Raw genomic sequence first — 20,173 nt, 5'->3', positions numbered from 1 at the left:
CCTTAGGTGATCTTGATTCCATCAACCGACCTGCTCAATGGCTGCGTTCCGTGAAGGTGTGACAGCAAGTGTCGACTACGCCGGATGCGGTGTCTTGATGCTTCGTATCGTATTGCTCGTGACCATGCCCTTGCGATAGGGGCTTGTCCGCGTGGGCATTAATCTCAATCATGATGGTCTCTGCTACACAGTTGTTCCCGCTCTCCCAATACTCACAATTCTCAACACTGCACTTTACCATTGGATTCTCCATCTTGCTTCACCTCTTCTAAGTTATTTGCTTATATGTACCACGATAGGGGAGGGGTGAAACAGAGGTTGCTCAGTATAAGGACTGGAGGCACTGGACTGAGGCGCTGGACTGGCTGGACCAAGATGCTCGGAGCGGCGTGCTGCCCAGAGGCCGCAGGTCGGATTGGTTGGTTGGAATTATTTTGTGGAACAGGAGGAGTACAAATTAGGTATTAGAGGTTACAATAGAGTCGTATTACTATTAGAGGAGATGATTGGAAATGAGTAACGATACGAATCCGGAAATCAACGAGCAGGAGCTGATTGCTTATATTGCAGGCAAGACAAAGGCTGATCCGAAAACGGTAGCTCTAGTCTTGAAGCATGAGCAAGCCTTCATAGATGGAGTCGCAGCGAAGACCAAGGGGGAAGTGGATATCGACAGCGACGAGTTGGTCGACTATATCCTGTCGCGGCCGGATGTGAAGCTGACGGAGATTGCCGTGGACGATATTCTTGATGCCGAGATGGAATACCTCATGGACAAGGGCGTTGCCGGGTATGTCGATTAAGGGAGCAGGAGCTCCTGTGCAGAAGTAGGTGCTGCCGGTGGCAGATGTAGACTGGATGTCCTACCTAACGGAAGAGAACTTGCGGAGTCTGCTTCACCAGTACCGATCGCTTGGCCTGCTGCCAGGCGTCTTCTTGACGTTCATGAAGTCATTCGTTCCTCCGCTGCCTACGATGATTATCGTCGGAGTCAATGCCGCCGTATATGGATTCTGGCTGGGATTCCTCTCCTCGTGGATCGGTCTGGTCAGCGGGTGCGCGGTCACCTTCCTCCTCGTGCGGAAGGCAGCGGGTCATCCTTACTTAGAGAAGTGGGCGTCGAAGCCCAAGGTTCAGAAGGGCATGGTATGGGTGCGCCGCAATGCCTTCAGTTACGTCTTCCTGCTTAGCATCTCCCCGGTCGGACCCTTTGTTGTCGTGAACGTGGCTGCCGGCCTATCGCGCATGAGCGTTAGATCCTACCTGCTTGCCGTTGCGCTGGGCAAGGGCATCATGGTTCTCATGGTCTCTTATATCGGATATGATCTGGCTCGGTTCGCGCGTGAGCCTTATCGCTTGTTGTATGTGGTCTTATTCATTGGGCTATGCTTAATTATAATGCGCAGGCTGGAGGCTAGATTCACCCGTTCTGAGGCGAATGCAGCGGAATGAGAATATTACTTGACAACTAAACTATTTACCGTCAAAATTTCGGGTAGATACACGCAAGTATCGGAAGGAGATTAGAGATGACAACATCAACATCTGCCACAGTTGACGGGGCAAAGGAATTCTCCATCAAGACCATTATTGGACCGCTGATGGCCGTTATTCTTGGAATGATTATGGTTATCTTGGACAGCACGGTCGTCAACGTCGCGCTGCCAACACTGGAAAAATACTTCAATACGGACGTTGCGACGATGCAATGGTCGATTACCGGCTACACGCTGGCCCTATCTGCGGTAATTCCGCTCGCGGGGTGGATGATAGACCGGTTCGGAGCAAAAAATGTGTTCCTCACAACCATCGCGCTGTTCACCATTGGATCGGTGTTATGTACACTCGCTCAGACACCGGAACAGCTCGTGATCTACCGGGTGCTCCAAGGTCTCGGCGGTGGTATGGTGTCCCCGATCGGGATGGCCATGATCTTCCGTCTGGCTCCTCCGGAGAAGATGGGGTCCGTAATGGGGATGCTCGGCATCCCGATGATGCTTGCCCCGGCATCAGGTCCAGTCTTATCTGGCTGGCTCGTTGAATATGCTTCCTGGCATTGGATCTTCCTCATTAATCTGCCGATTGGAATCATTGCCATACTGGTAGGTCTTAAGTACATTCCGAAGCTGGACCGCAAGGAAGTGCCTGCACTCGATATCCTCGGGATTATACTTGCCCCGATTGCCTTCGCGATGTTGGCTTACGGGGTAAGCGAGGGAGGATCGGACTGGTCTTCCACTGGTGCGGTGACTGGTCTGCTCGTCGGCGGTGCTGCGCTGCTGCTCTTCATCTTCGTCGAGCTTCGCCAGAAGCAGCCGCTGCTGGAGCTTCGCGTATTCGGTTCATCTGACTTCACCCGAGGCATCGTCATCTCGTGGATTATGCAGATCGCGTTGTTCGGATCGTTCTTGCTGGTGCCGATGTACCTTCAGACGGTTAAGGCGTATTCACCGCTGGAGTCTGGCTTGATTCTGCTGCCGCAGGTGCTGGCGTCAGGCATTCTGATGCCAATTGGCGGCAAGCTGTTCGACAAGGTGGGCGCGCGTCCACTGGTCATGGTTGGACTATCGAGCATTACGCTAGGCTTGTACCTCATGTCTCAGATTACAGCCGCTACTAGTCTTGGCTTCATCATTATGGCACTCGTCTTCATGGGCGCCGGCATGGGCTTGTCGATGATGTCCATCAATACCCATGTGCTGCAGGCGGCACCGCGCCGCCTGGTGAACCGCGTGACGCCGCTAACAACAGCGGCTCAGCAGGTTATGGTATCCTTCGCGGTAGCTGGACTAACCGGCTACTTCAGCTCGCAGGTGACTGAGTATATGACGGAGAATAAGGGTGACCAGTTGACTTCCATGGCAGCGGCCTTCGGCGATACGTTCTTCGTATCTGCTTGTATTGCAGGCGCTGGGGTGGTGCTGGGTCTCATCCTTCGCAAGCCGAAGCTGAAGCCTGAGGAAGGTGAAGCTGGAGCTGAGGATCCGTCAGCCAAGGCTTCAATGATGGCCGGCCATTAGGCTGATGGGGTAATTAATTATATAGTGATGGGTAGGCGATTCCTTCGGGAGTCGCCTTTTTTTGATGTCTAGGCGGGCGGGGTCGACCTCTCTATTTTTTCCTTTTGGTCACTATCCCCTTCGCTCAGACGGAGTGGTGAGGGGGTGCAGAGGGTGCTGGGGGACAGATGTGATGCAGAGACGCATCCATTCCTGAACGAAGGGGATAGTGCAGCAAAGGAGCGAGAAAGGGCACCGATGCCGTACTGATTCTGCGCCAAGCCCTCAAATTTTATAAAAGCGGCCTATTGACTTCAGTGTTCGTTAGTTGTATGGTTAGTTACATAAGTAATTAACCAATATGGTGGTGAGAATATGGGGTTGTTCATCGATGACAACCGTCCGATATTCGTGCAGATTGCCGAGCGAATCGAAGACGACATTATTGAAGGCAGATTGCCGGAGGAAGGGCAGGTTCCTTCGACGAATCAATTCGCGGCATTCTATCAGATCAACCCGGCGACGGCAGCGAAGGGTGTCAATCTACTGGTGGATCAGAATGTACTCTACAAGAAGAGAGGGATTGGGATGTTCGTAACGACCGGGGCTCGGGCGAGTCTGATGGAGAAGCGGCGGGAGCAATTCTACGAGCAATATGTGGTGACGATGGTGCAGGAAGCGGAGAAGCTGGGCATCACAGCCGAGCAGCTGTCTGAGATGATTCGGAGAGGGGATGGCGTCCAATGAGTACAGTAGTGGAGCTCCGTCAATTGACGAAGTCGTATGGTTCGCAGGTCACGGCAGTGGATAAGGTCAGCTTCAAGATCGAGCAGAATAAGATCTATGGGCTGCTGGGCCGCAACGGCGCAGGCAAGACGACGATTATGCACATGATTACGGCTCAGCTGTTCGCAACGAGCGGCGTCCTGAAGGTATTCGGTGAGGAGCCGTATGAGAACAGCAAGGTGCTGGAGCGAATCTGCTTCATTAAGGAGAGTCAGAAGTATCCCGAAGTGTACCGTGTCGTTGATGTGCTGGACCAAGCGGGATGCTTCTTCCCCAACTGGGACCGCGAATATGCTGACTCCCTGATTAAGGACTTCCAGCTGCCGCTGAAGCGCCGGGTTAAGAAGCTCTCACGAGGCATGCTCTCCGCCGTTGGCATTGTAGTGGGCCTTGCAAGCCGCGCTCCGCTCACAATCTTCGACGAGCCCTATCTCGGACTTGATGCTGTCGCAAGAGGATTGTTCTACGACCGGCTGCTGGAGGACTACGCCGAGCATCCTCGTACAGTGATTCTGTCGACTCACCTCATCGACGAGGTGAGCCGTATTCTGGAGCATATCCTGGTCATCGACAAGGGACAGCTCATTATGAACGAAGACGCAGAGTCGCTGAGAGGCCGTGCTTTTACCGTCATTGGTTCGTCAGCGAAGGTAGAGGCGTTCACCCAGCAGCGCAACGTGATTGACAGAGTGCCGATGGGCGGGATGCTGTCCGCAACGATCATGGGGGAGCTAAGCAAGTCCGATCACCGAACAGCCGAAGCCGAGGGGCTGGAGCTCGTCCCCATCTCTCTGCAGCAGCTCATCGTCTATCTCACTCAGAACAAGGCAGATCGCAAGGAGGTGCTCAGCCATGAATAAGATCCACGCTGTAATCCGCATGTATGCTCGCGATCACTTCACATGGTTCATTCTCCCTTGGGGCATCCTGCTCAGCTCCTTTTTCATTAATATCATCATAGCTGCTCTAATCAATGAGCCTGCAGGGATGAAGACTGGAGGGATAGCCTCCATCGCCATCTACTTGCTCATCGCGGGTATAATGGTCATCCCGCAGACGTTCCACTATGCCATTGGACTGAGCGTGCGCCGGAAGGACTATTATGTGGGAACCGGGGCGATGTTCTTGTTCGTAAGCTTATTCTCAGGAATCTTAATCTCCTTGCTGGCTGTGGTAGAACGGGACTTCACCAACGGATGGGGCGTGAAGCTGCAATTTTTCAACATGCCGTTCCTTGAATCCATCGGCGTACTCGGCTCCATCCTGTTCTACACCATCCTGCTGCTCAGCATGTTCTACTTGGGTATGTCCATCTCAAGTATCCACCGCCGCTTCGGCAGAACAGGCCTATATACGTTCTTCGGCATCGGCCTGCTCTTAAGTACCATCTTCAGCTACATGGCCGGCGTGTACGGTTATTGGAACGATCTCTTCAACGGGCTGCTCCAGATGACGATGATGGATGTTATTCTGTTGCTCGCTGTCTTAACCGCGGTGTGCGCAGGAGCCACTTACCTGATGCTTCGCCGTGCGACCACACAGGCGTGATTGCTGGTTCATACTCGTAATAGGCACAGGATAACCCCTTCAGAGATGAAGGGGTTGACTATGCTAATATTGACCGAGTATTGTGAAGCACGGCTCTCATGAATTCGGACCAGCTGCTCACCGTCCGCCCCCCATTTGTTGACCCGCCTAGGTGAGCATGTTAAATTAATAGGCATGCAAGAGACGCATCGCAGAGCCCTGTTCTGCTGATCTACGCTCACCCAAAGGAGTCATCGACCAAGTGATCTTCTCAACGTATTCGTTCATCTTCCTATTCCTGCCGATTACCTTCTTCGGGTATCGGCTGCTTAATGTATTGAAGCTCTATCCCATCGCGAAGCTGTGGCTCGTGTTCGCCTCTCTGTACTTCTATGCGCAGGGGAGCGCGAAGTTCGTGTTCACCTTCATCATCGTCATCTTCTTCAACTATGTCATCTCGTCGATGATTCTGAACGCGGAGTCTACCGCCGTCAAGCGAATGCTGCTCACGCTAGGTCTCGCTCAGAACATTCTATTCCTGGGCTACTACAAGTACAGCAACTTCATGATTGAGAATTACAATGCGATTACCGGCTCGTCCCAGGCGCTGCTGAACATCGTCCTGCCGCTGGGCATCTCGTTCTTCACCTTCCAGCTCATCGCGCATCTGGTCGACTGCTACCGGGGGCAGACGAAGGAGCACTCCGTTATCAACTTCCTAGTGTTCATCACCTTCTTCCCGCAGCTGCTCGTCGGCCCGATCGTACATCACAATGACTTCGTCCCGCAGCTCGACAACGAGCGGCAGCCCTTCTTCAACAAGGCGAATATGATGCTGGGGATGTTCCTGTTCTCGGTAGGCTGCGCCAAAAAAATTCTCCTAGCCGACCCCCTCACCGGGTTCGCCGCATCCTTCTTCCACGATATCGCCGCAGGCGATACGTTGACGGCATGGACCGCGGTGCTGAGCTACACGCTGTCGTATTACTTCGACCTGTCCGGCTACGCCGACATGGCGATTGGCCTCGGACTGTTCTTCAACATCCGGCTGCCGCAGAACTTCAACTCGCCGTATAAGGCGCGCAACTTCAAGGAATATTGGAATCGCTGGCATATGACGCTGTCGCGCTTCCTATCCGACTACGTCTTCCGGACGGTGTACAAGCGGGGCAGCGGGAGCTTCCGATTCTATCTCTCGGTCATGATTACATTCTTCGTCTCCGGCTTCTGGCACGGGGCGGGGTGGAAGTTCATTCTATGGGGCGTCATCAACGGCGTGCTCGTCTGTGCGGCTCATTATATGACACGCAACAAGCTGAAGCTGCCCTTCGTGCTCGCTTGGACGCTGACCTTCCTTGGTGTAGTGGCGACACGTATCCTGTTCGTCGCAGCTGATACGGCGCAAGCCTTCGATGTCATGCGGATGTTGGTCGACTTCCACCAGTTCGCGGGCATGGACGTCCTCGGCGTGATGAAGTCCATCGCGAAGTTCGGCATCTACCATCTGTACACCCTTGTGCTGCTCGGCGTTGCGATGTTCATCGCCTTCTTCCTGCGGAATACGCATGAGATCACCGAGGACTTCAAGCCAACCGTGCGCCACGCATTCGCTGCAGCACTCTGCCTGGGACTCTCTCTCGTGCAGATGACATCCGTGTCCAACTTCTTATACTTCCAGTTCTAGAGGCAGGTGTATTATGACTTATCGCAAATGGCTGCTCGCATTCCTCGGTTCTCTCGCGGTCACCGCTGTGCTCGTCGGGGGCTTCAACTATGTCGTCGATCCGTTCGGCGTATTCGGTGACAAGGTGCTGAAGTGGCATTCCTATAACATGGTGAACAACCCTCGCGTTGCCAAAATCGGCTACCTAGACCAACACCACGAACGATATAACTCGTACGTGATCGGCGGCTCGAAGTCCGGTTCCATCTCTCCGGAGCTGCTGAACAAGTACTATGGGGACGATGCGAAGTTCTACAGCATGCTGATGTATGGCGGGGACTTCCATGATTATGAGAAGACTCTGACGTACATTATTGATCACTACAAGCCTAAGAATATCGTGCTCCACATGAGCATGCAGGAGATCTCTCATTATAATGAGAAGGCTACCGACTTCAAGCAGTCGCTGCATGCGAAGGTGAAGGGAGAGCCGCTGCTGCCCTTCTACCTGAAGTATCTGACGCTGAATCCGACCTACGGCTATACGAAGCTGGAGGGTCTCGGGAAGCATGCGGTCGACTCCTTCGAGTATTCGCAGTTCATCCCCGAGACCGGCGTCTACAACAAGGTGAAGCGCGATGCGGAGAAGATCGATGATCTTGAGGACTATATGGCGCGCAATAAGGCGGCGTTCGCCCCGTTCGGCAAGCTGGAGGCGACGGCGCTCGACAAGAATGTGGCTTCGCTCGCACGAATGAAGGCTTATACGGAATCGCGGGGCGTAACCTTCAGGCTCATCTCCGGAGCAACGTCGGTGCAGGAGCTGCAGAGCTACAAGCCGGAAGCGCTGAAGGAGTATTGGAGGAAGATCGCTGAGGTGACGGACTTCTGGGACTTCTCGGGGTATACCGCGGTGAGCGGGGACCCGCGTTACTTCTATGACACGATGCATTATCGGAATAGTGTGGGCCGGATGATGTTGGGTTATATTTTCAAGGATGAGGAAGTGTACGTGCCTAAGGGGTTCGGTCATTATACGACGAAGGCGAATGTGGTGAAGCATGCCGAGCAGGTGTTCACGAAGCCGAAGGAAGTGGCCGCCGCTGCGGCGAATGCCGCTTCATCGCTGAAGGTGCCGATCCTCGTCTACCACCATATTGATGATGACCCTTACGAGCCGAATGCGCTCATTACGCCGCCGGAGAAGTTCAAGAGTGACATGCTGGCGGTGAAGCAGGCGGGATACAACACGGTGTCGCTGCAGCAGTTGATTGCTTATGTGGATGGGAAGGGGACGCTGCCGGACAAGCCGCTCGTCCTCACGTTCGATGATGGGTATTACAGCAATTATGAATATGCTTATCCGTTATACAAGGAATTAGGAATGAAGGCGACGATCTCGGTCATCGGCTGGTCGATGGGGCGGACGGAGCACAGGCTAGAGGGCAAGAACTTCTACCGTCACTTCACGTGGGACGAGGCTCGTGAGATGGCTGAATCAGGACTCATCGACATTCAGAATCATTCGGTCGACCTGCATGAGACGGAGCCGAATGAGTACTATAAGCGCAAGGGTGTGCTTCCGAATGACGGTGAGAGCACCGGCGCTTATGCTCGGGCGTTCTCTGAGGATGTGCAGCAGATGGCGGGCGAGATTGAGAGCCGGATTGGGAATACGGTCAATGTATATACGTACCCGTTCGGTTATTATAGCCATCTGTCCGAGCAAGTATTAATGGATCTCGGCTATCGGGTGACGCTGACGACGAAGTCTGGCATCTCGAAGGTCGTTAAGGGCGACCCACGCAGCCTGTTCGGTCTGATGCGGATTAATGCGGGGCCGGAAGTGAAGAGCGAGGATCTGGTGAAGCTGCTCGGCGCGTAGAGAGTAGATGACTGCAGCGTGCTAATGAAAAAGGATCGCGAGAGGGAGCTGTGGAAGCTCCTCTCGCGATCCTTTTGTAATAATAAGCAGGTGTGTGAGTGTCTAGCTGCGGCTGCGGCGCATCGAGCCCATAATCAGGCTGACGATGAAGACGAGCACTACAGCACCTATGAGTGCCGGTACAATGTAGAATCCGCCTGTCTCAGGACCCCACTCGCCAAGCAGCAAGCCGCCCAGCCAAGCACCGATGAACCCGGCAATAATGTTACCGATGATGCCTCCCGGAATGTCACGACCCATGATTAATCCTGCCAACCAACCAATGATACCGCCGATAATAAGTGTCCATAATAAACCCATTTCTTTCAGCTCCTTTAGTATGAATGTTGTAGTTGTTATATTATTAACCACTATTTCGTTTTTGAAACGGTAATGTTGGATGGAAACAAGGTATTGGATATAGTTGGCAGAATTAGTTAAGGAGATGGTGTGGATCAGGGGAGGAGATTGAGCGGATGAAAGTGCAGATTGAGCATCATAATACGTTCCATTATGAGACCGAGGTGGATCAGAGTCTCAATATGATTCGGCTGAAGCCGCTGACCGATGAATGCCAGAGGCTGCTGTTCTATCGAGCGGATATCCAGCCGGCTTGTCTCACAAGGGAGAACACGGATATATGGGGCAATCAGGTGGAGAGTTTTTTCATCCCGGAGAAGCACAAGGTGCTGGAAGTGGTGACCACCTCCATCGTCAGTGTGCAGCGCAGTCCGTTCGTAGGTCGGGTGCAGTATTCCGGGAGTATGCGGGATATCTTCCACTCGGAGCTGTTCCAGCATCACTACTTGGCGTATCTCGGAGAGACGCCATACACGTATCTTAGGCAGGATCAGGTGCAGCGTGTGACGGAGGCTGCAGGAGGGATGGACGATCCGGTGCGATTCTCACTGGAGCTGATGAAGGTGCTGCATGGGATGCTGAAGTACAATGGCGATTCGACGAATGTCGATACAGTGGCTGCAGAGGCATTCGACATGCGCGCAGGCGTCTGCCAAGACTTCGCGCATATTATGCTCGGCGTGCTGCGGGCGAGTCGGATTCCCGCGAGGTATGTGAGCGGGTATCTGTATGTGGAGGAGGATTCGGGGCTCGTCGGAGACTTGGCCACTCACGCGTGGGTGGAAGTAATGGTGCCGGGCATCGGCTGGGTCGGGCTTGACCCGACCAACAATGTGGAGGCGCTCGGCAGCCACATCCGCGTCAGCACCGGCCGCGACTACGCCGACGTGAGCCCGGTCCAGGGCGTCTACCGCGGCGGCAGCTCCACGCTCGACGTCCGCGTGGCGGTGACGCGGGTGTAGGGGCGGGGGGGGCGGCTGAGCGGCGGGGCGGTAGGGCCGCGTGGCGTGCAGGGCAGCGGGGCGGTGGGGCGGTAGGTCGGCGGGAACGGCGGAGCGGCGGAGCGGTGGGGCGGTGGGAACGGCGGAGCGGTAGGGCGGCGTGGCGTGCGGGGCAGTGGGGCAGTGGGGCGGTGGGAACGGCGGAGCGGTAGGCCGCGTGGCGTGTGGGGCAGTGGGAACGGCGGAGCGGTAGGGCGGCATGGCGGCGGATATAACCGCTGGCGGGGCACTTGGCCAGCTGCCGGTCGGCGCCAACCGGGCGCATAAATGCACCTGATGACGTTTATCGACGCTCGCATACGCTCCCGCATCGACCAATAGGTGCATAATGTGCCTTATCCACGCTCGCACCCGCTCGTCGACCGCCTAATAGGTGCATAATGTGCCTTATCCACGCTCGCACACGCTCGTCGACCGTCTAATAGGTGCATAATGTGCCTTATCCAAGCTCGCACCCGCTCGCAGACCGCCTAATAGGTGCATAATGTGCCTTATCCCCGCTCTCAACTGCTCCCGGATCGCCCAATAGGTGCATAATGTGCCTTATCCACGCTCGCACACGCTCCCGAATCGCCAAATAGGTGCATAATGTGCCTTATTCCCACTCGTACACGCTCGCAGACCGCCTAATAGGTGCATAATGTGCCTTATCCAAGCTCGAACCCGCTCGCAGACCGCCCAATAGGTACGTATTGTGCCTTATCCTCGCTCGCTCACGCTCCTGAATCGCCCAATAGGTGCATAATGTGCCTTATTCCCACTCGTACACGCTCGCAGACCGCCAAATAGGTGCATAATGTGCCTTATCCAAGCTCGAACCCGCTCGCAGACCGCCCAATAGGTACGTATTATGCCTTATCCAAGCTCGCTCACGCTCCTGGATGATCAATAGGTGCATAATGTGCCTTATCGAAGCTCACACCCGCTCGCCGGGCGCCAAATAGGTGCATAATGTGCCTTATTCCCGCTCGTACACGCTCCCACAACCGCCCAATAGATGCATAGGAAAGCGCGCCGGCGGTCGGCACGCGAGCTAGCCCTTACGCGAGTATCCCTTGCGCTTGTGGAAGGAGATGGAGCGGTAGCGGGCGGCCAGCTTCTTCAGCTTAGCTTCCGTCATCTGTGATGCATTCATATGCAGACTTATGTTCCGTGCTGGCAGCAGCTTCTGCCCTGAGCGATTATCCGAGTAGCAGTAGTTGGCGTAAGTCTCGAATTCGGAGAAGCCGAATTGCTTCCGCATATTGATGCTCTGAATAATAGCCTTATACCAGCTCATCCCGTGGCGATGCTCGATTGCGCGCTTCAGCTCAGCTACCTTGGAACGCTCGAACAGCATATAGTGAGTGACGAAGGAAGAGGGACGAGGCGGCTTCCTGCCCAACAGCTTCGCATAGGTGACGAAGTATTCGGGCTGGCTCCAGCTTCGCGTATAGAATACGTTCCTCCCGTCCCCAGTCCGGAATATATGCGGGCGAATGAGCACGGTATCTGCGTCGATCACCAAGTAATACTTCGCCGTGCACAGCCTATCTCCACTAAGCTTCAGCAGCTGTTGGTAGAGCCATCCGGAACGCTCCCAAGCAGCGGAGCGATAATTAATCGACTTGGGCGTAATCGGCAGCAGCGACCGCTCGTCAATGAACGTACACCCCTTCCGCGAACAGAGCTCCTTCATCCGATCGGTAGCAGGGGAGACGATATAGAATCGGCCGATGGGGTGCTTTACCATTTTGCGAACACTATCTATTACATAGGGCAAGGTCCCTAGATCCTTCTCAATTGCAGGAATCATCACATCAATCGTAGGAAGCGTCACTCTCACATCTCTCCAATACGGTCATCTTGTCTCTCTAACAACCACAGAATATGTCGGGAGGGGGGAGAGTGTTCGAGTTGCTAGAGTACAAGTTGCACAGCACTCACAATTGCCTATATAGGCGCGGAGGGGACAACTAGCACCAGCACCAGCACAGATGGAGACAGGCGTTGATACTTCGGGTATGATGGTGAAAATAAGACAAGAAAGGGCATTCGCCATGCAAGTAGCCTTCATGAAGCCGGATGGAACAATGGATAACGCTCTCATCTACAAGAGAGAGATTCTATACACAGGGATGAACGGCAAGCATGTGGAGCGGGTATATACCTCACCTGACCAGTCCTACATCTTCAAGCCGCTGACCAACCTAGAGCAGCACAAGCTGGAAGGCTGGATCGGCGCGAATATCCTGCCATCCATCCCCGGCGCGCCAGCCCCGCGCCTGCTGGCAAGCTCGGACGACGGCGTCCGTCCGGAAGAGAGCTGGCTGCTGTACGAGGACCTCGGCAGCCTGGAGCACGTCTTCGACGTGGACACCGCCGCACAGCTGGCGGTGTCGGCCGCGCGATGGCACGCGCTGCCGTGCGCGCATCTGCGCGAGCTGCCGCTGCGCGGCCCGAAGCCGCCAGTCGCGCAGCTGGCGGCCCAGCTCCGCCGGGCGGACAGCGCCGCCCATGCCCGGCGGCTCCTCCAGGGCATGCCCGCCGCTCACGCGGAGCGGGCACTTGCCGTGCTCGAGGGGACCGGCAGCTACAGCTGGGAAGGGCTGCCGGACGTGCTCTCGCACGGAGACCTGCACCTTGGCAACTACGCCAAGGTGAACGGTGCGGTCAAGGTGATGGATTGGGAGCACCTCCATCTGAACCACCCCTACTGGGACCTGTACCATGTCATCGACTTGTCCCATCCAAGCTTCCCCAAGAACGTAACGAGCGAGGCTCGGGAACGCATCTTGGGGGCGTATGCAGCCGAGGCAGAGGCACTCGGCACCCTGCAACAATCCTATATGGATTTCAGCCGGGGGTATAGGGAGTTTGCGGTGATTTTCACCATGTGGATGCTGCAGTTAATACGGTCCGATCTCGAGCGGGGAAGCGGCCCGTGGCCGGAGGAGCAGCTCAGAAGGCAGCTGGGGGAGGCGGAGGCGAGTCTGGCTCAGTGCGTAGAGGATCTGCTATAAAACGCAGAGAACACCAGCCACCCTAGGGGCGACCGGTGTTCTAACAGCTCTCGTACTGGCTCTTGTACTTGGTCTAGCTCTTGTACGTGGTCTAGCTCTTGTAACTCCATCTTGCTCAATACACCGGTCTACACCCGGGTCCAGCACCTCAAGCTCTATGCTTCTCCCTACCCAACGGAACGCTCCGACAAGTAACTCGCCAGCCGCTGGAACGTTCCGCCGAACCCTTCTTCCATCATCTTGCCCGAAGCGGCGAAGGTGGCTGCTTCTTGCTCAGTTGGCTCTACGGGCTCTGCCGTCATCGTCAGGAGGGTCTGCCCAGCCTGCTCGGTGAAGGTGAACGTCGTTCGCGTGGCGAGCGGCCAGTTCGGATCGAAGGGCGCTCGTACGACTTGGCCATCCCCATCGCAGAAAGCGCTCGTATACACGATCTTCTCCGGCGCATTCAGCTCATGATAGACGAACTTGACCCACATCAGATGGCCATCAGGCGATTGCTGGCTATAATGGAACACCCCGCTTGGCCGGAACTCGAACGTGCTCACGCGCATCTCCCAGCCCTCGGGTCCCCACCACTGCAGCAGATGCTCGGGCGCGGTGAACGCCTCATAGACCAGCTCGCGCGGCGCATCGATGACACGGGTAATTTCCAATACTTTACTTAATTTACTCATACATAGCCTCCGTGGGGTTAAGGTTTTGGTTTGTTTTGCAGCTGGTGCAGATAGTGATTCAGTCCATCCAGATTCGCTCCCCACAGCGGGCGGTAGGGCTCGAGCCAAGCATCCATCTTGTGAAAAGGCTCCATTCGAAGCCCATAAATTCTCCGATTCGCATCCGTCTCAAATTCCACAACCCCCGCTTCGAGCAGCACGCGGAGATGCTTGGACACCTGCGGCTGGCGCATCTGGAGCTGCTCCGCAATATCGCCTACCGAGAGCGGGCCTCTCTGCAGGAGCTCGACCATCATCAAGCGATTGGGCTCGGCTAGTGCGCTCAGGATGGCACTGTCCATCTGGCCAGGCTACGCCGGAACGTAAGTAAGAACGATGGTCCCGGAACTGAACGTCTCAGACCCAGCCAGCTTCAGAGAGGTATTCGGCAGACCCTCTTCGAACAGCCGCTTGCCGGTCCCAACAACAACAGGGTACGTCATCAGGCGGTACTCATCGACCAGATTCAGCTTCAACAGCGACTGCACGAGAGTTGCGCTTCCGAACACGAGCAGGTCACGTCCGGGCTGATCCTTAAGCTTCGCTATCTCTTCAGCCAAGTCTCCTTGAATCACGCTCGAGTTGTTCCACTCTGGGTTCTCAAGTGTAGTGGACACCACATGCTTCGGATAGTCGTTCATCCACTGGCCATATTCGCCTGTCTCTGCGAGCATGTTCGGCCAAGCCTGGGCGAATCCTTCGTAGGTCACACGGCCGAGCAGCAGTGCGCCGGCTTCCTGCAATTCCTTGAACTTGAAGGCATCTTGTTCCGGGGAGGCGAACGGGAATGTCCAAGCTGGATTCTCCATGACTCCGTCTAGCGACATGAACTCAGATACAATAATTTTTCTCATGATAAGTAGTCTCCTTTGTTTTTGGTTTTTTAGTATTCCGCTTGAACTGGGCGTTTACTTTCTGAAGTTAATATACCACATTAGGAATATTCCTGTAAAGGAATATGTTAAAAAGTTTTCTGATCGTGTCCCAGAACCAGCAACTAGGAGCCAGCTAGCAACGTTGTTTATATAACTAGAGCATTCTACACGTCCAGCGCCGCTCGCTGCGGCCTATGGATAGAACAAGATAAGCATCGGATAGGAGGCTGTTGCTATGCTGCGCAAATGGAATGACGCGATTAAGAATCATTTTTTCATCATCGTGCTTGTCCTGCTTGCTGTTATGGTGGTCGGGGCGATGATTGGGATGAACTACTGATAGGGGAGGGCGAAGATGATTGATCGGGAGAAGGCTGAGCTAGCGGAGAGGTTGAGGACAGTGGAGGAGAGATTGGAGAAGTTAGAGAATGCTAAGCCGCCTAGATCTGGGGTTGTTAAGTTCATTATAGGCTTCGCTATTGTAACTCTCCTGATGCTGGTGTCGATTGGGATCGTTCAATTCTTGGTGAGTGGAAACAGCTATTCGTGAGTAAATTCGCGAGAAAATTACGCTTGAGCACAGAGTTCAGTTGGATTATAATGGGTAGCAAATCATACTATGTGCGGCGAAGAACGCCCTAACTCATTGTTGCAATGAGGTGGGGCGTTTTTGTGTTGCGGAGGAGGAACAGGAATGACATTCGAAGAGGCTCATGAACGCTGGCTGCAGCAACATCTCCGGAAGAGGAAGGGGGAGCGCAGAAGCAGGCTGGAGAGAGGGTATGGTCATGCAGAGCGTCTATTCGTGAAGGAGATATGGTGGATGTTGTATGGCAATCTGGAGTACTTGCATCCTGAATATGAGGTGTCGGACTGGCGGGGGAGGCCGTACTTCATAGACTTCATGTTGAAGATTGGACATTGGAGATTCGGAATTGATGTGAAGTCTTACGGATTCCACGTGCAGAATATGGACAGGGTTAGTTACAAGAAGGAGCTAGTCAGGGAGATGTACATGCAGGTATATGGATATCGGTTAATTATTATTCCGTACGATTATATAGTAGATGATCCGGAGCTGATCAGGAATCTGTTGAAGCTCCTGCTAGGACCGTACATGCAGCAGGTGCTTATAGAGCCGTCGTATACTCGCCGGGAGCGGGAGATCATACTTATGGGATTGAAGAGTGGGATTGTGCGACCGATGGAGGTTAGTGTGAGACTAGAGGTCAACAGGAGGACAGCGGTTAAGTATCTTAATGAGCTGTGTTCCAAGGGGAAGTTCCGTGCTGCACCTACAGAAATGGGAGCAAGAGTAAGAAGCTACGAGTATATCCGATCAACAAGTGACGAACTGTTGCTCTGAGTAACAGAGTGATGAGTAGGGGAGGGCGTGCGAGTGAGGTTGTGAGGGAGTGAGATTGCGGATAAGGCACAAAGTGCACTTATTAGGTGGTCGGCGAGGGTGTGGAGGCGAGGATAAGGCACAAAGTGCACTTATTAGGAAGTCGGCTAGGGAGTGGGGGAGTGGATAAGGCACAAAGTGCACTTATTAGGCGGTCGGCGAGGGTGCGCGAGCGAGAATAAGGCATAATGTGCACTTATTAGGCGGTCGGCGAGGGTGCGCGAGCGAGAATAAGGCATAATATGCACTTATTAGGCAGTCGGAGAGGGTGCGCGAGCGAGAATAAGGCACAAAGTGCACCTATTAGGCCTCGGCGAGGGTGTGCGAGCGAGAATAAGGCACAAAGTGCACCTATTAGGCGGTCGGTGATGGTGCGCGAGCGAGAATAAGGCATAAAATGCACTTATTAGGCGATCGGTGAGGGTGCGCGAGCGCGGATAAGGTATAAAGTGCTCTTATTAGGCAGTCGGCGAGGGGGTGGAGGTGTGAATAAGGCTCAAAGCGCACCTATTAGGCAGTTGGGGAGGGTGCGCGAGCGAGTATAAGGCACAAAGTGCACTTATTAGGAAGTCGGCTAGGGAGTGGGGGCGTGGATAAGGCACAAAGTGCACTTATTAGGCGGTCGGCGAGGGTGCGCGAGCGAGAATAAGGCACATTGTGCACCTATTGGGCGTCCTGCGAGGATGTGGGTGACCGGAGATGGCATACGAGTGAGCGGCGAAGCAAGGGGCGGCCTCACTCCCTCGCCGTCACTTTCCCTCGGTCCTTTCCGCCCCATCCCCAACCCCAACCCCAACCCCAACCCCCTCACTCCCCCGGCTCCTCCCGGATCAGCCCTGCCAGCGCGTACTGAAGCGCGGCTGCGGTGACGAGCACGACCGGTAGCCACACGGACTGCAGGTCCTTCGCGAACACGATGAGCGACGCGATGGACACGGCCCGCCCCGTGTTCAGGAACAGCTCCCGCATAACGACGGACTCCACGCGCAGCTGGCCCTTCAGCGGCAGCGTGCCTATCAACCGGTAGTAATAAGAGGTGAGCGTATTCACCGCGAGCGGGTTACACACGGAGAACAGAATCATGAACACCAGCACCGTCCACAGCCGAACGTCCACCAGCAGGAAGGCGGATCCCACCACTACACCCGTTGTCGAACACAGCACATACAGCCGAACATTCTCCTTCTTCGCCGCTCGCGAGATGACATACCCCGTCGCGACCGTCAGCGCCGAGAACAGGACACCGAAGTAACCGACCCAGTCTTCACGGCCCACCGTCTGAAGGAGCAGAATGTTCGGCAGGAACAGCATGATGCCTTGGAACAGCCCGAGGACGAGGAAGGCAACCAAGCTCTTCACCCAGCGATGGTTCCTCCTCATGACCAGTCCCATCAGTCCCAGATGATAGGCCTTATGATGCGACCTCATGAGCGGAATCCGGAAGGAGATTACCGCCGCAACCGCGAACATGACGAAGGCGATCATGAACGTCCACGTATACCCCCTCAGTCCCTCGCTCATCTGGATAATAACTCCTGCCAGCGCCGGGCCCGCCAGCCCCGCCGAGTTGAAGACGACCATATTAATGGCGAGGAATCGAAGTCGGTTCAGCTCCGTCGAGACATCGTACATGAGCACCAGATATCCGGTCCAGTACATGCCTGCCGAGATGCCATGGAAGATCGCGAACCAGATGTAGAACTCCGCCACACGCTCCTGAGCAAGCACGACGGCCAAGTAGAATAGTGCAATCATCACGATGCCCAGACGGTAGGTGACCATCCGGTCCTTATGCTTCGTAATCCATCCGCCCACCGCGAACGCCGCCGGTGTAATGAGATACAGCACAATGTTGTAGATCCCGTTCACCGCCAGGTCCTGCGTCAGCCGCCACAGATACAGATTGAGGAACAACCCCGACATCGATGCCCCGCATTGAAAACAACCATGAATCACAAGCGAGATCACCGCTTCTCGCCCAAGTCTTCTCTCCGGAGGAATGGCTCCTGCCGTCCCCCAGCCCTTCCATGCAAAACGTACGCGTGGCATCATATAACGAATTAGCCTCCCCAGAGTCCCCAGAACGTTACTTTACTAAACTATTTACAATTGTAGCATGTGAGCGCTCCCACTAAGCCTCCCTCACATGCCCATCTCCCCTCAAATAATCCGATCTCCCCCCGTCAATCCCTGCCTTGCCAATCCAAGGCATGATTTCCACAGCTTTTGGAAGAATTAAGGGTAAGCATACCCGTTGCATTATATAGAGAAACAGATTTTCGATCCTTCAGAAGAGTCTAAGTGGTTCGTTAACTAACATACAGTCCGGAATCAACCTGACCAGCTGACAACACAATCTATAGAAACCCCACCTCGAATCTTAAGTTCCCGCATTGTAAGGGTTATCATCGAGCCCTCATAATAAGGCTATGAAGTGAACAACGAAGCGAACAATGATGTGAACTCACATCACACAAGGGGGATTCATCCTAATGGGGAAATCATTCAAGGTATTGAAGCTGGCTATGATCGGCACGCTCGCCCTAAGCTTAGCTGCATGCGGCAGCAACAACGGCGCTAATAACAGCAGCAATACAGGCAACAACGCAGCGGCAGGCGGTAACAATGGCGGTACGAAGGCAGAGAACGTGACCATCACGTTCCAGAACATCTATCCAGACCCGACTGATCCGAAGCATGGCATGATGAAAAAAATCGTCGAGCAGTACGAGAAGGAACACACGAACGTGAAGATCGAGCTCGACTCCCTGAATACCGACCAACAGAAGCTGAAGTTGAAAACCCAGGCCGCTTCCAAGGAAGTACCGGATATTACCATCGTGAATCCATCGGCTCAGATGAAGCCGTTCGTTGATGCTGGCCTATTCGCGCCGCTGAATGACATGGTCGAACAGAACGGGCTGAAGGATACGTTCCAAGAGGGAATCCTCGATTGGTATACGTTCGACAATAACCTATATGCTCTGCCGGATGGCAACAACATTGGTGTCGTCTACTACAACAAGGAGCTGTTCGAGCAAGGCGGCGTGAAGGTGCCGACGACGTTCGAAGAGATGGTTGAAGTGGTGAAGGCGCTGAAGGCGAAGGGCATCCAGCCAATGGCCATCGGCGAGAAGGATACATGGACCGGTTCGTTCCTGTTCATGAACATTCTGCTTCGCACGAACCAAGGGCCGGGCTTCCTGAAGGACGTGCAAGAAGGCAAGAAGACGTTCGAGGATCCAGCCTTCGTAGATGCCGTGACCGCTATGCAGGACCTCATCCAAGCTGGCGCGTTCCAGGAAGGCGTAACTTCCTTCGACTATAACGCAGGCGAGAACCTGTTCAAGACCGGCAAGGCAGCGATGTACTACATGGGCAGTTGGGCTACCGGCGGCATGGAAGCTTCCTCCGTGAACGGCAAGGTTGGCGTGTTCAAGTTCCCGACAGTGAAGGGCAAGGGCGATGCGAATCAGTTCATGCTGGCGCCGGGCAGCGCCTTCGCGATCTCCGCGAACAGCAAGCATCTGGAGGAGACGAAGGACTTCCTGAACTACTTCATGCTGAACTTCCCTAAGGAAGCGTTCGCAGTGAAGGGCGCAGTCGGAATCGCGCAGAAGGTAGACGGCGACTTCAAGGCACAAGGCTACTCTGATATGGCAATGGAAGTGCTTGGCCTGTTCAAGGAAGTACAAGGCGGAGACCTCAGCTTCGACAATACGATGAACCCGGGCACGTCCCAAGGCCATCTGACTAGCATCCAGAATCTGTTCGTACAGAAGAAGGATCCGGTCGATGTGGCGAAGGAGCACCAAGCGGCGTTCGAGAGCAACAAGTAAGGTCGGCAATCTTCTACGATATGAAGGGGTCCATGGGTGTTACGAGGGCCCCTTCTTCTTTTACCCAACTATTATTGAG

The 20,173-nt window shown here is 54.6% G+C and carries 20 protein-coding genes; 13 read left to right on the top strand and 7 right to left on the bottom strand.

Going from position 1 to position 20,173, the window contains the following annotated elements; all coding sequences use genetic code 11:
* Positions 1 to 34: 34 nt before the first annotated feature.
* Positions 35 to 253, bottom strand: coding sequence for a DUF1540 domain-containing protein (locus ACFO9Q_RS20215; RefSeq protein ID WP_379185382.1), 219 nt, complete (start codon positions 251 to 253; stop codon positions 35 to 37).
* A gap of 259 nt (positions 254 to 512) precedes the next feature.
* Between ACFO9Q_RS20215 and ACFO9Q_RS20210 the strand changes: the two genes are divergently transcribed.
* The 8 genes from ACFO9Q_RS20210 (at position 513) to ACFO9Q_RS20175 (ending at position 8,860) form a co-directional block, all read left to right on the top strand.
* Positions 513 to 803, top strand: coding sequence for a hypothetical protein (locus ACFO9Q_RS20210; RefSeq protein ID WP_379185381.1), 291 nt, complete (start codon positions 513 to 515; stop codon positions 801 to 803).
* A gap of 55 nt (positions 804 to 858) precedes the next feature.
* Positions 859 to 1,452 carry a TVP38/TMEM64 family protein gene (locus ACFO9Q_RS20205; RefSeq protein WP_379185465.1) on the top strand — a complete coding sequence of 198 codons (594 nt, stop codon included), beginning with the start codon at positions 859 to 861 and terminating at the stop codon, positions 1,450 to 1,452.
* Between the two features lie 77 nt (positions 1,453 to 1,529).
* Entirely contained in the window at positions 1,530 to 3,020 is a 1,491-nt protein-coding gene (locus ACFO9Q_RS20200; RefSeq protein WP_379185380.1) for an MDR family MFS transporter, read from the top strand.
* A 354-nt stretch (positions 3,021 to 3,374) separates the two neighbouring features.
* Positions 3,375 to 3,746 (top strand): GntR family transcriptional regulator, encoded by a 372-nt coding sequence (locus tag ACFO9Q_RS20195; RefSeq protein WP_379185379.1) that lies wholly within the window; start codon positions 3,375 to 3,377, stop codon positions 3,744 to 3,746.
* Positions 3,743 to 4,645: an ABC transporter ATP-binding protein gene (locus ACFO9Q_RS20190; protein WP_379185378.1), complete on the top strand. Its 903-nt coding sequence runs from the start codon at positions 3,743 to 3,745 to the stop codon at positions 4,643 to 4,645. The genes ACFO9Q_RS20195 and ACFO9Q_RS20190 overlap by 4 nt, the downstream gene beginning before the upstream one ends.
* Positions 4,638 to 5,333 carry a hypothetical protein gene (locus tag ACFO9Q_RS20185; RefSeq protein WP_379185377.1) on the top strand — a complete coding sequence of 232 codons (696 nt, stop codon included), beginning with the start codon at positions 4,638 to 4,640 and terminating at the stop codon, positions 5,331 to 5,333. Before ACFO9Q_RS20190 ends, ACFO9Q_RS20185 begins: the two co-directional genes overlap by 8 nt.
* 241 nt (positions 5,334 to 5,574) lie before the next feature.
* On the top strand, positions 5,575 to 6,996 hold the full coding sequence (locus ACFO9Q_RS20180; RefSeq protein ID WP_379185376.1) for an MBOAT family O-acyltransferase: 1,422 nt from the start codon (positions 5,575 to 5,577) through the stop codon (positions 6,994 to 6,996).
* 13 nt (positions 6,997 to 7,009) lie between these two features.
* Positions 7,010 to 8,860 carry a polysaccharide deacetylase family protein gene (locus ACFO9Q_RS20175; RefSeq protein ID WP_379185375.1) on the top strand — a complete coding sequence of 617 codons (1,851 nt, stop codon included), beginning with the start codon at positions 7,010 to 7,012 and terminating at the stop codon, positions 8,858 to 8,860.
* 102 nt (positions 8,861 to 8,962) lie between these two features.
* Here the strand turns inward: ACFO9Q_RS20175 and ACFO9Q_RS20170 are convergent, their stop codons facing one another.
* Positions 8,963 to 9,220 carry a GlsB/YeaQ/YmgE family stress response membrane protein gene (locus ACFO9Q_RS20170; RefSeq protein ID WP_379185374.1) on the bottom strand — a complete coding sequence of 86 codons (258 nt, stop codon included), beginning with the start codon at positions 9,218 to 9,220 and terminating at the stop codon, positions 8,963 to 8,965.
* Positions 9,221 to 9,375: 155 nt separating this feature from the next.
* Between ACFO9Q_RS20170 and ACFO9Q_RS20165 the strand changes: the two genes are divergently transcribed.
* Positions 9,376 to 10,221: a transglutaminase family protein gene (locus ACFO9Q_RS20165; RefSeq protein WP_379185373.1), complete on the top strand. Its 846-nt coding sequence runs from the start codon at positions 9,376 to 9,378 to the stop codon at positions 10,219 to 10,221.
* A 1,072-nt stretch (positions 10,222 to 11,293) separates the two neighbouring features.
* Here the strand turns inward: ACFO9Q_RS20165 and ACFO9Q_RS20160 are convergent.
* The gene (locus ACFO9Q_RS20160; RefSeq protein WP_379185464.1) at positions 11,294 to 12,055 is read right to left on the bottom strand and encodes a DUF6492 family protein; all 762 of its coding nucleotides are present in this window, start codon (positions 12,053 to 12,055) and stop codon (positions 11,294 to 11,296) included.
* 244 nt (positions 12,056 to 12,299) lie between these two features.
* Between ACFO9Q_RS20160 and ACFO9Q_RS20155 the strand changes: the two genes are divergently transcribed.
* A complete protein-coding gene (locus ACFO9Q_RS20155; RefSeq protein ID WP_379185372.1) occupies positions 12,300 to 13,262 on the top strand; it encodes a phosphotransferase family protein in 963 nt (320 codons plus the stop codon).
* Positions 13,263 to 13,429: 167 nt separating this feature from the next.
* Here ACFO9Q_RS20155 and ACFO9Q_RS20150 read toward each other — a convergent pair whose 3' ends face one another.
* Genes ACFO9Q_RS20150 through ACFO9Q_RS20140 form a run of 3 tightly spaced genes read right to left on the bottom strand, consistent with a single transcriptional unit; the run spans position 13,430 to position 14,829 of the window.
* Entirely contained in the window at positions 13,430 to 13,936 is a 507-nt protein-coding gene (locus ACFO9Q_RS20150; protein ID WP_379185371.1) for an SRPBCC family protein, read from the bottom strand.
* A 17-nt stretch (positions 13,937 to 13,953) separates the two neighbouring features.
* Entirely contained in the window at positions 13,954 to 14,277 is a 324-nt protein-coding gene (locus tag ACFO9Q_RS20145) for an ArsR/SmtB family transcription factor (RefSeq protein ID WP_379185370.1), read from the bottom strand.
* A 9-nt stretch (positions 14,278 to 14,286) separates the two neighbouring features.
* The gene (locus ACFO9Q_RS20140) at positions 14,287 to 14,829 is read right to left on the bottom strand and encodes a dihydrofolate reductase family protein (protein ID WP_379185369.1); all 543 of its coding nucleotides are present in this window, start codon (positions 14,827 to 14,829) and stop codon (positions 14,287 to 14,289) included.
* Between the two features lie 376 nt (positions 14,830 to 15,205).
* Between ACFO9Q_RS20140 and ACFO9Q_RS20135 the strand changes: the two genes are divergently transcribed.
* Positions 15,206 to 15,400 (top strand): hypothetical protein, encoded by a 195-nt coding sequence (locus tag ACFO9Q_RS20135; RefSeq protein WP_379185368.1) that lies wholly within the window; start codon positions 15,206 to 15,208, stop codon positions 15,398 to 15,400.
* 144 nt (positions 15,401 to 15,544) lie between these two features.
* On the top strand, positions 15,545 to 16,216 hold the full coding sequence (locus ACFO9Q_RS20130; protein WP_379185367.1) for a hypothetical protein: 672 nt from the start codon (positions 15,545 to 15,547) through the stop codon (positions 16,214 to 16,216).
* An 846-nt stretch (positions 16,217 to 17,062) separates the two neighbouring features.
* Here the strand turns inward: ACFO9Q_RS20130 and ACFO9Q_RS20125 are convergent.
* Positions 17,063 to 18,307, bottom strand: a complete 1,245-nt coding sequence (locus tag ACFO9Q_RS20125) for an MFS transporter (protein WP_379185366.1) — start codon at positions 18,305 to 18,307, stop codon at positions 17,063 to 17,065.
* Positions 18,308 to 18,747: 440 nt separating this feature from the next.
* On the opposite strand from ACFO9Q_RS20125, the gene ACFO9Q_RS20120 reads away from it, so the two are divergent.
* Positions 18,748 to 20,094, top strand: coding sequence for an extracellular solute-binding protein (locus ACFO9Q_RS20120; RefSeq protein WP_379185365.1), 1,347 nt, complete (start codon positions 18,748 to 18,750; stop codon positions 20,092 to 20,094).
* Positions 20,095 to 20,173 lie beyond the last annotated feature (79 nt).

Source organism: Paenibacillus sp. GCM10023252 (genome assembly GCF_042653305.1).
In the GTDB taxonomy this organism is placed as follows: Bacteria; Bacillota; Bacilli; order Paenibacillales; family Paenibacillaceae; genus Pristimantibacillus.
The sequence above is the reverse complement of the archived record's forward strand: the minus strand, read 5'-3'. Positions and strand labels throughout refer to the sequence as shown.